This window comes from Candidatus Endomicrobiellum cubanum, assembly GCF_031278955.1.
GTDB lineage: Bacteria > Elusimicrobiota > Endomicrobiia > Endomicrobiales > Endomicrobiaceae > Endomicrobiellum > Endomicrobiellum cubanum.
In genome coordinates this window covers 18,840-33,803 of sequence record NZ_JAITJM010000063.1, presented here as the reverse complement: position 1 = coordinate 33,803, position 14,964 = coordinate 18,840, and the positions used below count along the sequence as shown (strand labels likewise).

The following is a 14,964-nucleotide window of genomic DNA, read 5'->3' as shown; positions in this document are numbered from 1 at the left end:
AAAAAAATAATGTACTAATTTGAGATAGATACTACTTTTAAAATTTAGAAGTTAATACTTAAACTAGGAAACACACCATGAAAAATATCAAACACATATTGGGTATTAGGGGTATAATGTAAAGGCGAAGAGGGGTATAAGTCGCTCTTGGCCTTTGGAGGAAATTGAGTGAGGTTGAATATGCAGTATTGCAACAGGTTTTACAAGACACTATATAGCAAGGAGATCAAAGGGTTTGAAAAAGTAGTAAATAATACAAATAGAGATGATACGAAAGCAGGTATTATTAAAACACGGATATAGATTGACAAAAAAGGTATGGAGAATTTGGAATAGTGGGTTTAATCAAGGAGAGAGAAGGTCTAAACGAAAGCGTGATAAGACAAGAAATAAAAGATTATAAAGGGAAGCAAAAGGAAATAAAGCCGCATTTAGAAGAACATTGCAAGGGATTATGGAAAGAAACGATATCAACGGCAGGCATAGGGCTAATAATACGAGAGCTTAAATACCTAAATGTCCAATATGTTGTGATAGTTGCTAAGCTTTTATATAATTTGATAAGATATTAAGAGCATGATAATTTCAATTTTAGAAGAAATCAAATGCCCTAAAGGATACATCTTTGAAGCACAGTTAATTTCAGCAATTAGTGTTTCTGATAATTTTGAACTTAAAGAAGCTCTAATTAAACCTTGTTACTTGTCCAGATAAGCTTTCAAGAACAAGCAACTCAATAGCATGGCTAAAATGAAAAAAGAATTTAAGCTTGCTTTGGAAAATTTTAACGATAAAAATAAAATCACTTATGAGCCAATTTTATTGTTTGGTATTGAAGATTTAGTTTTACTTCTTAAGAAAGAGCAAGATATAGAAGATGAGGAAACTATTTTAACACATTTGGCTAATAGATTAAAATTAAATATAGTAAAAATAACTCCAAATGTCGCTAGGAAATTAGCTATACCAAAGCTTATGCCTTTTTTAAATCAAGATTTTAGTGAAAAATCTTTAATTTTTGGATTAGAAACTCTGATAAAGTATAATTCAAATCTTGAATATTATATTGATTTTTTAAAGAAATTATCAAATTACAAAAACATATTTACAGAAATAGCTAGAGTTATTAAGTAAATATGAAGATTTGTTTAATTCTTTTTTTTATTATAATTTTTCTTAACTGTGCTTTTGCTAGTTTAAAAATTACTGCAATTTCAAATAAAAACAACAAATTCAATATAATTTTAAATAATAGTATACAAATTTTAAATATAGAACTACAAAATAATGAACTGAAGTTTCCAACATACAAATCAAAAAATAAACAATATCAACAGTTTTCCATATTGAAAAGAGATTTTAAAATATATTTAAAAGATTCTTTGCTAGGCAATAAAGTCCTTAGCAATAATAGAGATATATCTTTTAATACTAATAAGCTTTATATATTAAGAAATAACACAGGTATTAAAGCTTTTGCCTCTGTGATTTTTGATAATGAAATTGAGATAGAGTGCCGTATAATACAAGGAAAAAACAGTTTGTGGATAGCCTGGCCCAGTAATAAAATTAATGATAGGTGGGTTAAAAATTTTAAATTTATAGATAAAAATTTACAAAAGAAGGTTGAAACAAAACTTATCGTTGACTATACTACATATCATGAAAAATAACTTTTTTACAAACTCTAAGGTTAAATATATATTAAAAACATGCTTGTCTATCACTTTAGTTATATTTTTTGTTATTTGGGCATTATTTTTGCATAAAAATATCAGTGTAAACTTTCCTATGATAGGTTTGCCAATAATAATTTTATGTTATTTTTTTAAAAATAATTACGCTACTATTTTAATTTGTTTAACTGTGGTCGTTACTTTTATGGAAATCATAGATTTTGTTATTAACTCAGGGGAACCATTTGTAGTTATTCGTTTCCAATCTAGATTAGTTTCTCTTGAATGTATAGCACTTATAATTTTATATTGGATTTTTGAGATGTATAAAAATCGATATAAAGAAGTTGAGAATGCATTAGTAGATGAAAACAACAATATTGCACTTGATATAATGTTAAAAAAAACTGAAATCTTAAAAAATAATACAGAAATAGAAAAAATGTCCAAAAAGATTGAAAATTTTGTTAATCTTGGTAATATTATACAGTTTTTTCATAAATTTTCTAGCGAAAATGAAATGTTTCTCCAAATTCAAGATATTGCTATTAATTTTATGGAAAAAGGGAGCTGGAAAGTAAAAAAATATACCGAAGATGATGTTTTTGCAAAATATATAAGAACAGAAAATTCCACTTTAATGATAAATGATTTATCTAAAGATAAACGTTTCAATATGAAAAACAGTAAGAAAAAATCTATATTGGTTGCGCCTATAAATATTAATGGTAAAATTTGGGGGATTATAGAAGGGTTTTCATATATAAATAATTTTTTTTATGATGAAGATGTAGAAAAATTATTACTTTTTTCATCGAGTATAAGTAAAATAATTAATAATTACTATTTATACGAAAAACTTGAAGCTCTTTCTATTGTTGATACAGTTACAGGTTGTTACAGACAAAGTTTTTTTAAAGAGCGTTTTAATGAAGAATTAGCTTATGCAAAAAGAAACAAACTTTCTTTAACTATTGGTATTTTAGATATAGATTTTTTCAAAAATATTAATGATAAGTATGGACACTTAGCTACAGATTCTGTTTTACAACAATTCGCATCAGTCTTGCGTTCCACATTTAGAGAAGCAGATACCTTAGCTAGATACGGAGGAGATGAATTTTCTTTTATAATGACACATACTAGCTCCAATGACGCTTTAAAAATATTAGAAGAAGTAAGACTAACTATAGAAAAAACAAAATTTTATTTACCATTAGAAAAATTTCCACCTATTAGTCTAAATGTAACAGCAAGTTTTGGTTTTGTATCGTTAACTCAAAATGATGATAATCTTAATGCTGAAGACTTTATAAAAAATTCAGATAAAGCTCTCTACAGAGCAAAGAAATTAGGAAGAAATAGAATTGAAAAATACAATAACTCTTGATAAAAGATTACTAAGTTTAATATATACGTTTTTTGTAATAATTTTTTTATATTTTATAGTACCATCTTCTGGCGGTACTATAATATGGATAACTTTTATAGGCTTATTAGGATTTTATTATTCATTATATATTAAAAGCTGCGTTATTTTTTCTTCAGTTTTTGTATGTTGCCTTTTTATAGCTTTTACAAAAAACTTTTCTTTTAATTTATTCATTATGTGTTTAATTTTTATTTCTTTAATACCATTTCCATATTATATAAATATAAAGTTAAAAAAAATAAAAACAATTTTGTCTTCAAAAAAAAATGTTTTAAAAAATCAATATACATCTGTATTTTCTGAGTATCAAGAGTCTATAAAGTTAAAAAAAGAATATGAATATGACATGCAAAGGATATCTAAGCTGTATGATTTAGATGATTTGCTATCTAATATTACATTAAAAAAGGATTATGCTGATTTAATTTTAGATTTTTTTAGTCAAAGTTATGGTGTTTTTGGTGGAGCTATTTTGGAAAAAGTTCCATCTGGATGGGAAAAAATATCTGTTTTTGGTATTTTACAGGGAAATGATTTAGCTTCTTTTATGGAACTTACTAGTTTAGTTAATAATGGCACTAGTAGTTGTTATGTTATAGATAATAAAGAATTTAGTAAACAGTATTTTAGTGTTTTATATTTTCCAATGTTTGTTGAAAACAGTATATTAGGGTGTATTTTTATTGTTGTAAAAAAAGATTTAGAATCAAGATATATAAAAGATGGTTCTATTTTTGTTTCTCATTTTTCTTTAGGTTTGAAAAGAATAAATTATTTTGATGAAATAAAGCAAAAATTGCGATTTGATCCTTTGACAGGAGTATTATTAAAATTTTACTTTTTAGAGACTGTAAAGATTAAAATTCAAAAAAGTAAATATTTTTGCATTTTAATGCTAGATCTAGATAATTTTAAAGATATTAATGATAAATACGGACATTTAGTTGGTGATAAAATTCTTGCAGAAATTAGTAAAATTATATTATCTATATTAGGAAATAATAGTTTGGTTGGTAGATATGGAGGAGATGAATTTATAATATTTATTCCTGATTTAACTGAAAAAGAAACTATACTTATAGTAAATAAAATTAATAAATCTTTAAATAATAAATTTTTTGAAGAAAATAATGAAAAATTTAATATTACAGCAAGTATAGGTGTAAGTTATAATTCAAAAAGCAACTTAGAATTAAATACTATAGTTAATAAAGCTGATGCAGCCTTATATAAAGCTAAGAAAAATGGAAAAAATACTTCAGTATTTTATAAAGAATTATAAATTTGACTAGTATTCCTTTTTAAAGTATAATTATCGTCGAATAAATAAATATTTTCTAAATTAAAGGTTATTGCAGATATGTTAAGAACTAAACTACAGCAAATAGTCGTGTACGGTATGTCAGTATTATATTTTTTTATGGCCATCTCTTTTTATCTTGGCACTTATGATTCTGCTCAAATAAAAATCACTATTTTTCACGTCGGCGGAATTTTTGTTATTATGTCTTGGCTTCTTTTAAAATTAGAGGAAGGCAACTTATCTTTTTTAAAGAAAAATTCTATTTATCTATTACCGTTAATTTTATTTCTGTGTTCAGGTGTGGTTTCTCTTATGTGTTCTCCATTTAAACTTGCAAGTTTAAATGATTTTATTAGAAGGTTTATATATTCTGGAATTGTTTTTGTTTTGATAGATCAGTTCAGTGACGATAAAAGTCTTTCTAAGCTAAAAAGTTGGCTTTTAGCTGCTACTGCTATAGTATGTTTTTATGGTATATTACAAATATTAGATTATTATGTTATGCCTGGCCTTGATCTCTTTATGTGGAGGCAGGCTTTTGGCGATAGGATCATGTCAACTTTTGGGAACCCAAACTTTTTTGGTGATTTTTTAATCGTTATGAGCCCAATAGTACTTGCCTTATGCATATGTCAAAAAAATGTTTTTTTATTCTTTTTATGGCTAATGATTGTATTATGTGTTTACAATACTGTTTCCAAAGGTGCTTGGCTTGGTTTTACAGCAGGACTTTTTATTTTCTCGATAATATATATTTTTGTGTTGTTGCGTAATAAGTTAAATAAAAAAATTATCATAATCAGTTCTATTTGTTTGCTAGGTCTAGTATCAATTTTTGGTTTTGGCACATATCGTAAAACTTTAGAAAGGACAGACAGTGCTTCTTTTAGAATATTTACTTGGCTTTCCACTTGGGAAATGATAAACACGCATCCCATTTTAGGGACTGGTATAGGTACTTTTTATGTAACTTATCCTGCTTGGCGACGACCTCAGATATTCTTTATTGAGGATAAACATAATACAGAAAGTGATCATCCAGAAAATGAATACTTAGAAATTTGGTATGAGGAAGGTATAGTAGGCATATCTATATTTTTAACTTTTGTAATTTTAATTCTTATTGTTGGCTACAAAAACATAATGTTTTTACGTTTAAGAAAAATGCCAAAAGAACGGTTTCTTTTGTATCTCCAGTTGGGTGTAACTTCTGCATTTGTAGCACAACTTGTACATGATAGTGTATGTGTATCTTTGAGGTTTGTTTCTTCAGGAGTTATGTTGTGGTTAGTAATAGGTTTAACTTTGACTATAGCTGCAAGAATTAGAATTTTAAACGAAGAAATTAATTTTAATGAAATAAATGCTTTAAAAAAGTCAATAAAAATTTTGTTACAAGTAATTGTTATAATAATATTTTCAGTTGCTATAATTTTTACATCCAGGTTTTTTATTGCAGACTATTTACATCCTAAAGCTATAGCTTTTTCAAAAGTTTCAAACTTGACTAGTGCTATAGCTACGTATGATAAAATCAATAAATATAATCCATCGTTTCCAATGTCTATGTATTTTAAGGCAAACGCCTATATTGAAAGATGGAAAGCAGGCGATCCATTAAAAGCAGAACAAACCTTTATAAATCTTTGGACACTCGCTCCCAATTATGTGCAATCAAAATATATTGCAGGAACAATGTATGAAAAGGGGATACGTGCACACATAAATTTGCTAAATGAGTATAAATCTTTAGGAAAATCTCAAGATATTATAGATTCTCAACAAAAAGAAATTGCTAGGGCTTTTATTAATGCTGAAAAGTATTACAAGCAATATATTGAAATTGATCCAATATACTCACTAACTTACTATGCTCTTGCTAGTTTATATGCAAAAGCAGGTAAGTTTGACGAAGCAGAAAGAATCTTAAAAGCTCACTTAGAATACCCTAAAAATTTACAAGCTCCTCCACACAATTTTTGGATAGAAGATTGGTCTCAAAGACGCAAAACAGAATATTCTGAAACTTATATTCATCTTGCTAATTTATATAAATACTTAGGCAAACTCAACGATGCAAGAAAAGCTTATAAACAAGCTTTGGACTTGAATCCTTTTAATATAAATGCTAAACTTGCCATAAGTGAATTAGATAATAATTTAAATCATAATAATAAATAGTTTCAGAGGTGTTTAGAGATGCAGATTAGTCCTGATGTGTTGTTTTCTGTAGCAGGATTTCCTGTGACAAATACAGTTATTACTACTTTAATCACAGATGTTGTCATAATTACGCTTGTTATATTAGCTACTAAAAAAGTATCTTTAAAACCTCAAGGTACACAAAATGCTATCGAAACTATTATTGACTATTTTAGAGAAACAACTGAAAGTATTGCCGGCAGTAGAGCGTCTTTTATATATCCTTGGGTAGTATCATTTTTTCTATTCATAATAATTTCAAATTTAATAGCACAAATTCCAGGTTTTGAATCTATAAGATTCCATGTATCATCTGGGGACCATGGAGTTCCTCTCCTAAGAGCTGCTACAAGTGATTTAAATTTAACTTTAGCGCTTGCAGTTGCTTCTGTAGTAACAACGCATTTTCTGAGTATTAAACACACTGGTATAAAAGGCTATTTAACAAGGTTTATTAGTTTTAAAATGTTTCCTGTATTTTTATTTGTGGGTATATTAGAATTTGTAAATGAACTTGCAAAGTTTATATCTTTTTCTTTTCGTTTATTTGGAAATATTTTTGCAGGAGAAAAGGTTATGGCAACAATGTATGGAATATGTTCATTTGGGTTACCGCTACCGTTTATAGGATTAGAGCTCATGGTAGCTCTTATACAAGCAATAGTATTTGCTATGCTTACCATGGCATTTATGCATATAATGACAGACAAGTCTCATTAAATTTAATGACGAGGGTTTTTTAGACAGACCCACGTAGTAAAGGAGAAAAAAATGACAGTTACAGGTGGAATTATTATTGCAATTGGTGGCTTTGGACCGGCCTTGAGCATAGGTTTTATAGGGGCAAAAGCCATTGAAGCTATAGGCCGCAATCCTGAAGCAGCAGGTAAAATAATGGTTAATATGCTTATTGCGATGGCATTTGCTGAGTCTATAGCAATTTATTCTCTCATTTTGGCATTCTAATTAAATAAGAGATAAAAATGGAAATAATACAAAAATTTGGACTTGAAGCAAAATTATTTTTATTTCAGCTTGTCAATTTTTTAATCATTGTATTTATTCTTAAAAGATTTTTGTTTGCTCCTTTAAGAAAAATGCTTGAACAAAGAAAACGCAAGATAGAACAATCCTTACTAGATGCAGAAAATGCTAAACTGGCTTTGGATAATGCTAGCCAAGAAAGAAAAAAAATGTTATCTGAAGCTAAACTTAATGCAGATAAACTGACTTCTTCTGTTAAAATTGCTATTGAAGAGGAAAAACAAAAAGCTACAATTGAAGCAAAACATCAGGCTCAGACGATTTTAGATGAAGCAAGACAGCAGGCTGGTTTAGAATTTGATAACGTTTCTAAACAACTTGGGAAAATGTCTATAGATTTATCACAAAAAATTTTGAAAAAAGTCTTTTCTGACCTGTTTAGTGAAGAAGAAAAACAAAAGCTTATGTCGCGTGCTTTGGAAAAAATAGATGAAAAGATTACAAATTAAAGAACTTGTCTGGTCAATTGTAAAATACGATGAATTATCTGAAAAAAATTTGAATTGGATTATTTCAAACTTTTCTAGAAAAGAGCTTAAGTTATTTATGATGCTTCTTTTTAAAGAGATTAAAAATAACAATATTTTAGTAAATTTTGCAGGTACTTTAAGCGAAACAAACAAAAATAAAATCTTAGAAATGTTCCCAGATAAAAAAATTATTTTTAATAGAGATGATGAGACTTTAGTGGGTGGAATTTGTTTGGAATATGGTGATTTTGTTTTTGATTGTAGTGTCAGTGCAACCATAAAAAGAATTTTAAATGTAATAAAAGAGGCTCTCTAAAAACCTTAACGCATCTTTTTACCGTGCTTTTTTCGACATTGCTGCGTTAAAAGTCTTGTGCTTATCCATACGATAAGTCCTACGTTTTTTGCCTTGCCTTGTCAAAATTCATAGGAATCTATACACACTATGGCTTTTAGAGAAACCCAAAAGAGAGATTGTAATGAAACCAGAAGAAATTATACAGAAAATAGAAAAAGAATTATATTCTCTTCAAACTAATCCGGAATTTATAAATTTTGGAATAGTTGAGTCTGTTGGTGACGAAATTGTTAAAGCTTCCGGTCTTTCTAACGCAGGCTATTATGAAGAGGTAAAATTTGAAGAAGGTTCAGTAGGTTTTGTTTTAAATATTGATGAAGATTTTGTTTCTATAGTTTTACTTAAAAATTCTGGACACGTCGTACGTGGACTGAAAGTTAAATCTACAGGTAAAGTTTTAAATATTGCTGTTTCAGAAAAGCTTGTAGGACGTGTTGTAAACACGTTGGGAGAGCCCTTAGATGGTACGGAACTAAAACATGAAAAACCATCATCTTATCCAGTTGAAAAAATAGCGCCTGGTATTATATATAGAAGTCCGGTTGACACACCTTTAAAAACAGGTATTAAAGCTATTGATGCTATGACTCCTATAGGTAGAGGACAAAGAGAGCTTATAATAGGTGATAGAGGTACAGGTAAAACAGCTATTGCTATTGATACTATAATAAATCAGAAAAAACTTGATATGGGATTAAAAAGAGTAATTTGCATATATTGTTCTATAGGACAAAAGCAATCTAATTTAGCTTCTATTGTTGCAAAATTAAAAGATGAGGGTGCATTAGATTATACAATTATTGTTGCAGCTACAGCTTCTGAGCCTGCTTCCATGCAATATATAGCTCCTCTTGCTGCCTGTGCAATAGGTGAGTATTTTATGGATAAAGGTGAAGATGTTTTAGTTGTTTATGACGATCTAACCAAGCATGCCTGGTCTTATAGACAGCTTTCTCTTTTAATTAAAAGACCTGCTGGTCGTGAGGCTTATCCTGGTGACATCTTTTATTTACATTCAAGACTTTTAGAAAGAGCTTCTAGAATGTCAGACAAAAATGGTGGAGGATCGCTTACGGCTTTGCCAATTATTGAAACGCAAGGAAATGATTTATCAGCGTATATTCCAACCAACGTAGTTTCTATTACAGATGGACAAATATATTTGGAAGCAGATTTATTTAATGCAGGTGTTCGTCCAGCTATAAATGTAGGACTTTCTGTTTCTCGTGTAGGTGGGGCTGCTCAAACTAAGTCTATGAAACAACTTGCTGGTCCTGTAAGGCTTGAACTTTCTCAATTTAGAGAATTACAAGCTTTTACGCAATTTGGAAGTGATTTAGATGATGATACAGTAGGGCGCCTTGAGAGAGGGAAAAGAACAACTGAAATTTTAAAACAACCTCAATACAGACCTTATGATGAAATTTCAGAAATTTTATCTTTATTTGCTGTAACTTCAGGTTTGTTTGACGATATATCAGTAACTAATATTATAGATGTTGAACATAAAATGACAGATTATATAAAACAGACATATCCGGCAACAATAAAAAGACTCTTATCAGGTTCAAAAATAGATGCCACACTAAAAGCAGAACTTGAAAAAGAAATAAAAGAATTTAAGAGTATAAATAATTATGGCACAGAATTTACAACAGCTTAAGAAAAGAATAAAAACATCTGATAGTATTGCTCAAATAGCCAAGGCTATGGAGATGATATCTGCATCTAAGATACGTAAAGCTCAAGATTCTGTTGAAAAACATAATCCTTATGCTAAAAAAATTAAAGATATGGTTTGGCATGTTCTTGCAGACAAAGGGTTGCAAGAAGATATGGAAAAATTTTCAACAGAAAAAGAAGGTAAAAGATTAATATATATAATATCGCCAGATAAGGGACTTGCTGGAGGACTTGTTGTTAATCTTTTTAAAAAGGTAAACTCGTATTTGAAAAAAGATGATTATGTTGTAGTCATTGGCAAAAAAGCATCTGGTGAAGCTACTAGATATGGATATAATGTCTTAGCTTCTTTTAATATGGGGACAAAGTTTCCTCGATATGATGATTTATACCCTATGATAGATATTGCAAAAAAGTTTTATCTTTCTGGAGAAGTTACTAAAGTTAGCATAATATATACAGAGTTTAAAAATATGCTTATTCAAGAGCCTGTAGTAGAAGAGGTATTTCCAGTAAAACAAGATCAAAACTTTAAAGCAAATAATATTGGTTATATTTTTGAACCTAATTCTCACCAGGTTTTAAAAGATTTACTTCCTTTTTATTTTGAAATAGAGTTTTACAGTGCGTTTATGAATGCTTATGCTTCAGAACAGGCTGCAAGAATGACAGCAATGAAAAATGCTAAAGATAATGCAAAGGACATTTCTGAATCTTTAACTAATATTTATAATAGGTCTAGGCAAGAAAAGATTACGAACGAAATTTTAGATCTTGCTAATGGACAACAGGGAATGTAAAATGGAAAATAAACAAATGAGTGAGAATGCTCAAGGTATTGTTATAAGAGTTCAAGGAGCTATTGTAGACTTTAGATTTGAAGGGAATGTCCCTGAGGTTTACGAAGCATTAGTTATGAAAATGCCAGATGGCAGTAGTCTAACACTTGAAACTATGTTTGAAATGGAAAATTCTGAAGTAAGAACGATTGCTATGGGCTCAACCGATAGTATGAAAAGAGGAATGAAAGCGTCAAGAACTTTTGCTCCTATTAAAGTGCCAGTTGGAGAAAAAACTTTAGGTAGGATATTTAATGTCTTAGGTGAACCTGTAGATTCTTTAGGTGAAATTGACAGCTCAGTTAGGAGAGACCCTATACATAAGTCTGCTCCTGCTTTTATAGATCAGAAAACAACTCCAGAGATGCTTGAAACGGGCATTAAAGTTATAGATTTAGTTTCCCCTTTTACAAAAGGCGGAAAGATTGGTATTTTTGGTGGTGCAGGTGTTGGAAAAACTGTTATAGTAAAAGAACTTATAAGAAATATAGCGGCTGTCCATAATGGTCACTCTGTTTTTGCAGGTGTAGGTGAAAGAACTAGAGAAGGAACAGACCTTTGGATGGAAATGGAAGAATCTAAAGTTATGGACAAAACTGTGTTAGTTTTTGGTCAAATGAATGAGCCTCCAGGAAATAGAATGAGAGTAGCATTGACAGCTCTTACAATGTCTGAATATTTTCGTGATGAGAAAGGTGAAGATGTATTGTTGTTTATTGACAATATTTTTAGATTTGCTCAGGCAGGAAGTGAAGTTTCTGCACTTCTTGGCAGAATGCCTTCAGCTGTTGGATATCAGCCAAATCTGGCAAAAGATATGGGTGATTTGCAGGAAAGGATTACATCAACTAAGAAAGGTTCAGTAACATCAGTGCAAGCAGTTTATGTGCCTGCTGACGACTATACAGATCCTGCTCCTGTAGCAATCTTTTCTCATTTAGATGCTACGTTAACGCTTGATAGATCTATCATGGAACAAGGCTTATATCCAGCTGTGAATCCATTGACATCATCGTCAAGACTTTTAGATCCTAATACAGTTGGGAAAGAGCATTATGAAGTCGCAATGTCTGTAAAAAAAATTTTGCAAAAATATAAAGATTTGCAAGATATTATTGCAATTTTAGGCATGGATGAACTTTCTGACGAAGATAAAATTACAGTTTCAAGAGCACGAAAAGTACAAAGATTTTTGACCCAGCCTATGTTTGTAGCTGAAACTTTTACTGGTCTTGAAGGTAGATATGTTAAAGCTGAAGATACTATAAAAGGTTTTAAAGAAATTATAGATGGTAAGTATGACTCTATACTAGAGCAAGCTTTTTATATGGTAGGCTCTATAGAAGAAGCAATAGCTAAAGCAAAAAATCAGGAAATTAACTTATGAATAAATTTGAAATAGAAATTTTATCACCTCAGGGGACTTTATTTAAAGGTCTTTTATCTTCTGCAACATTTCCTACAGCAAGTGGAATTATAACTGTTTTACCAGGACATATAAATCTTGTTACAAAGCTTATTAACGGTGAAATTATTATTAATAATAGTGATGGTACAAAAAAATTCTCTGTAGCTAGCGGTTTTATAGAAATTGAAAATAATCACGTAAATGTTATTGCTGAGTTTGCAACGCAATCTGACGAAACTAACAAACAAAAAATAGAAGATGCTATAAATCTTGCTAAAACAATGAAAGAAAAAAGAAAAGAGTTTGTTGATATGTCTATTATAGAATCAGAACTTAAAAAATCTGTAGTTGAACTTAAGTCTGGACTTGGTATAAAACGTAAAAAAATATAAAGTCTGTAAAAATCTTAATGTGTATAATTTAGAATGAATTTGTAGAGTTTATCGTGTAATAAGCATAAATTTTTAATGTACTAGAGCCCAAAATGGTGCAGTAAGGGTATGAATTAAGGGTCTTAACAGATCTTATAGCAAAAGTTTAATTAAGGAGATATTATGTCAGGTCATAATAAATGGGCTAGTATTAAACATAAAAAAGCAGCAACCGATGCTAAGAAAGGTAAAATCTTTACAAAAATTATTAGAGAAATTGTTGTTTCTACTAAAGAGGGTGGCCCTCAAATTGAAAATAACGCTCGTTTAAGAAAAGCTATAGAAGATGCCAAAGAAGCAAATATGCCTCAAGATAATATAAAAAAAGCTATACAAAGAGGTAATGGCGAAATACCTGGTGCTATTTATGAAGAAATGGTTTATGAAGGATATGGCCCTAATGGTGTAGCTTTGACTGTAGAGGTAACAACAGACAACAAAAATAGGACTGCTTCTGATATACGTAAAATGTTTTCTAGTCATAAGGGGAATCTTGGAGAGACAGGCTGTGTAGGATGGATGTTTGATAGGAAAGGTTATATAACTGTAACCAAATCTGGCGTAGATGAAGAGTTCTTAATGAATTTGGCTTTAGAAGCAGGTGCAGAAGATTTTAAGAGTGAAGATGGAAGTGATGTGTTTGAAATTATTACTTTGCCAACGGACTTAGATGCTGTAAAAAATGCTTTAAAAAATAAAAATATAAAAATTTCCTCTAACGAGATTACAATGATTCCACAAACTCAAATAGCCCTTGCTGGAGATGATGCCAAATGTATGTTAAAACTTATGGATGCTTTAGAGGAGCATGATGATGTTAAAAATGTTTACGCAAATTTTGATATTTCTAATGAAGAAATGGAAAAAATAGAAGTATAAATAATAAAATGGTAATACTTGGAATAGATCCTGGATTGTCGCTTACGGGTTGGGGAGTTGTAGAAGCTGTATCTAGAGACAAAATGAAAGCTTTAAAGTATGGTTGTATAAAAACTGCTCCTCCATCACTTCTTATAGAAAGGCTTCAACTAGTGCATGATAAATTACAGAGTCTTATAGATATATACAAGCCTGATGTAGTTGCTATAGAAGAAATATTTTTTTTAAAAGCGGCTAGAAGCGTTGCAGCGGTAGGACAATCCAGAGGCGCTATATTGTTAACTATTTCTATGAATAAAATTCCATTGTTTGAATATAATCCTAGAAGTGTTAAGATGGCATTAACTGGATATGGTTCTGCAGACAAACATCAAATGCAACATATGGTAAAAACCTTTCTAAAACTAAAAGAAATTCCAAAACCTGACGATACAGCAGACGCGCTTGCTATGGCTATATGTCATATAAACACAATGAGATGGTAAAAATGTATGATAGATTATTTAATAGGTACTTTAGAATCTAAAACGACTAATAATATTACAATTGATGTTAATGGTATAGGATATGCTGTATCTATATCCATTAATACTTTTTCTAAGCTTCCTGAAATTGGAGAGCAAGTAAAATTGTATATTATAGAAGCTGTATCTGGTATGTATGGTGGAGTTATATATCTATATGGTTTTCTATCTAGAGAAGATAGAAATATGTATGTATTGGTTAAAGAAGAAGTACCAGGTACTGGAGCTAAAAAGGCTATGGAGTACATAGATAAAATTTCTAAATCTTTTATAGATTTTAAAACTGCAATATTAAAGAAAGACACTGTTATGTTACAAAGTATATTTGGGTTTACTAAAAAAACTTCTGAAAAACTTATTTCTGCTTTGAAAGATAAAATACAAGATATATGTGTTGTAGGGGAACAAAAGTGGTCAAACGTGGACGCAAGTGAAAATTCAATTATTTTAGAAGCTATAGATGGCCTTGTAGCGCTGGGATACAAGGAATCGCAAGCGCGTTGTGTAGTAAATAAGCTATATGTGCCAGAAAAAGGGATTAGCGTAGAAGAATTAATTAGGAAATCTTTGCAAAATTTATAATAATCATCTTAGGTTACTCTACTTTAATTAACAAATTCATTGGTATTGATATGGAATGTTAAAAAATATAAGCACTAAAAATTTATAATTTTTTTTCTCTAACTTAAATAAACTTATCATCTTTCCATAAAAT

17 protein-coding genes are annotated in these 14,964 nt (G+C 29.7%); all 17 read left to right on the top strand.

What is annotated here, in order from left to right; genetic code table 11:
* The first annotated feature begins 335 nt into the window (after window positions 1-335).
* The 17 genes from LBD57_RS06125 (at window position 336) to ruvA (ending at window position 14,831) form a co-directional block, all read left to right on the top strand.
* Window positions 336-572: a hypothetical protein gene (locus LBD57_RS06125; protein WP_373470453.1), complete on the top strand. Its 237-nt coding sequence runs from the start codon at window positions 336-338 to the stop codon at window positions 570-572.
* Window positions 573-750: 178 nt separating this feature from the next.
* Window positions 751-1,134 (top strand): hypothetical protein, encoded by a 384-nt coding sequence (locus LBD57_RS06120; RefSeq protein WP_373470452.1) that lies wholly within the window; start codon window positions 751-753, stop codon window positions 1,132-1,134.
* Between the two features lie 2 nt (window positions 1,135-1,136).
* Entirely contained in the window at window positions 1,137-1,673 is a 537-nt protein-coding gene (locus tag LBD57_RS06115; protein WP_373470451.1) for a septation protein SpoVG family protein, read from the top strand.
* A complete protein-coding gene (locus LBD57_RS06110) occupies window positions 1,663-3,066 on the top strand; it encodes a diguanylate cyclase (RefSeq protein ID WP_373470450.1) in 1,404 nt (467 codons plus the stop codon). Before LBD57_RS06115 ends, LBD57_RS06110 begins: the two co-directional genes overlap by 11 nt.
* The gene (locus LBD57_RS06105; RefSeq protein ID WP_373470449.1) at window positions 3,044-4,390 is read left to right on the top strand and encodes a GGDEF domain-containing protein; all 1,347 of its coding nucleotides are present in this window, start codon (window positions 3,044-3,046) and stop codon (window positions 4,388-4,390) included. Before LBD57_RS06110 ends, LBD57_RS06105 begins: the two co-directional genes overlap by 23 nt.
* A 78-nt stretch (window positions 4,391-4,468) precedes the next feature.
* Window positions 4,469-6,592: an O-antigen ligase family protein gene (locus tag LBD57_RS06100; RefSeq protein WP_373470448.1), complete on the top strand. Its 2,124-nt coding sequence runs from the start codon at window positions 4,469-4,471 to the stop codon at window positions 6,590-6,592.
* A gap of 18 nt (window positions 6,593-6,610) precedes the next feature.
* A complete protein-coding gene (locus LBD57_RS06095; protein ID WP_373470447.1) occupies window positions 6,611-7,333 on the top strand; it encodes a F0F1 ATP synthase subunit A in 723 nt (240 codons plus the stop codon).
* Between the two features lie 51 nt (window positions 7,334-7,384).
* A complete protein-coding gene (gene atpE, locus LBD57_RS06090) occupies window positions 7,385-7,579 on the top strand; it encodes an ATP synthase F0 subunit C (protein WP_373470446.1) in 195 nt (64 codons plus the stop codon).
* A gap of 17 nt (window positions 7,580-7,596) precedes the next feature.
* A complete protein-coding gene (locus tag LBD57_RS06085) occupies window positions 7,597-8,106 on the top strand; it encodes an ATP synthase F0 subunit B (protein ID WP_373470445.1) in 510 nt (169 codons plus the stop codon).
* Entirely contained in the window at window positions 8,087-8,443 is a 357-nt protein-coding gene (locus LBD57_RS06080; RefSeq protein ID WP_373470444.1) for a hypothetical protein, read from the top strand. Before LBD57_RS06085 ends, LBD57_RS06080 begins: the two co-directional genes overlap by 20 nt.
* Before the next feature lie 163 nt (window positions 8,444-8,606).
* Window positions 8,607-10,148 carry a F0F1 ATP synthase subunit alpha gene (gene atpA / locus LBD57_RS06075; protein WP_373470443.1) on the top strand — a complete coding sequence of 514 codons (1,542 nt, stop codon included), beginning with the start codon at window positions 8,607-8,609 and terminating at the stop codon, window positions 10,146-10,148.
* A complete protein-coding gene (gene atpG / locus LBD57_RS06070; protein WP_373470442.1) occupies window positions 10,123-10,968 on the top strand; it encodes an ATP synthase F1 subunit gamma in 846 nt (281 codons plus the stop codon). Before atpA ends, atpG begins: the two co-directional genes overlap by 26 nt.
* 1 nt (window position 10,969) lies before the next feature.
* Window positions 10,970-12,394 carry a F0F1 ATP synthase subunit beta gene (gene atpD, locus LBD57_RS06065; protein ID WP_373470441.1) on the top strand — a complete coding sequence of 475 codons (1,425 nt, stop codon included), beginning with the start codon at window positions 10,970-10,972 and terminating at the stop codon, window positions 12,392-12,394.
* Window positions 12,391-12,807 (top strand): ATP synthase F1 subunit epsilon, encoded by a 417-nt coding sequence (gene atpC, locus LBD57_RS06060; protein ID WP_373470440.1) that lies wholly within the window; start codon window positions 12,391-12,393, stop codon window positions 12,805-12,807. Before atpD ends, atpC begins: the two co-directional genes overlap by 4 nt.
* Window positions 12,808-12,969: 162 nt before the next feature.
* A complete protein-coding gene (locus LBD57_RS06055) occupies window positions 12,970-13,725 on the top strand; it encodes a YebC/PmpR family DNA-binding transcriptional regulator (protein WP_373470439.1) in 756 nt (251 codons plus the stop codon).
* A gap of 8 nt (window positions 13,726-13,733) precedes the next feature.
* Window positions 13,734-14,210, top strand: coding sequence for a crossover junction endodeoxyribonuclease RuvC (ruvC, locus tag LBD57_RS06050; RefSeq protein WP_373470438.1), 477 nt, complete (start codon window positions 13,734-13,736; stop codon window positions 14,208-14,210).
* 6 nt (window positions 14,211-14,216) lie between these two features.
* On the top strand, window positions 14,217-14,831 hold the full coding sequence (gene ruvA / locus LBD57_RS06045; RefSeq protein WP_373470437.1) for a Holliday junction branch migration protein RuvA: 615 nt from the start codon (window positions 14,217-14,219) through the stop codon (window positions 14,829-14,831).
* The last annotated feature ends 133 nt before the right edge of the window (window positions 14,832-14,964 follow it).

Bases quoted from the DNA above. Each gene is read 5' to 3' on its own strand.
- LBD57_RS06100 (WP_373470448.1), top strand. From the start codon at position 4,469: ATGTTAAGAACTAAACTACAGCAAATAGTCGTGTACGGTATGTCAGTA.
- LBD57_RS06120 (WP_373470452.1), top strand. From the start codon at position 751: ATGAAAAAAGAATTTAAGCTTGCTTTGGAAAATTTTAACGATAAAAAT.
- atpE (WP_373470446.1), top strand. From the start codon at position 7,385: ATGACAGTTACAGGTGGAATTATTATTGCAATTGGTGGCTTTGGACCG.
- LBD57_RS06115 (WP_373470451.1), top strand. From the start codon at position 1,137: ATGAAGATTTGTTTAATTCTTTTTTTTATTATAATTTTTCTTAACTGT.
- atpD (WP_373470441.1), top strand. From the start codon at position 10,970: ATGGAAAATAAACAAATGAGTGAGAATGCTCAAGGTATTGTTATAAGA.
- atpC (WP_373470440.1), top strand. From the start codon at position 12,391: ATGAATAAATTTGAAATAGAAATTTTATCACCTCAGGGGACTTTATTT.
- ruvC (WP_373470438.1), top strand. From the start codon at position 13,734: ATGGTAATACTTGGAATAGATCCTGGATTGTCGCTTACGGGTTGGGGA.
- atpG (WP_373470442.1), top strand. From the start codon at position 10,123: ATGGCACAGAATTTACAACAGCTTAAGAAAAGAATAAAAACATCTGAT.
- LBD57_RS06095 (WP_373470447.1), top strand. From the start codon at position 6,611: ATGCAGATTAGTCCTGATGTGTTGTTTTCTGTAGCAGGATTTCCTGTG.
- LBD57_RS06080 (WP_373470444.1), top strand. From the start codon at position 8,087: ATGAAAAGATTACAAATTAAAGAACTTGTCTGGTCAATTGTAAAATAC.
- atpA (WP_373470443.1), top strand. From the start codon at position 8,607: ATGAAACCAGAAGAAATTATACAGAAAATAGAAAAAGAATTATATTCT.
- LBD57_RS06110 (WP_373470450.1), top strand. From the start codon at position 1,663: ATGAAAAATAACTTTTTTACAAACTCTAAGGTTAAATATATATTAAAA.
- LBD57_RS06055 (WP_373470439.1), top strand. From the start codon at position 12,970: ATGTCAGGTCATAATAAATGGGCTAGTATTAAACATAAAAAAGCAGCA.
- ruvA (WP_373470437.1), top strand. From the start codon at position 14,217: ATGATAGATTATTTAATAGGTACTTTAGAATCTAAAACGACTAATAAT.
- LBD57_RS06085 (WP_373470445.1), top strand. From the start codon at position 7,597: ATGGAAATAATACAAAAATTTGGACTTGAAGCAAAATTATTTTTATTT.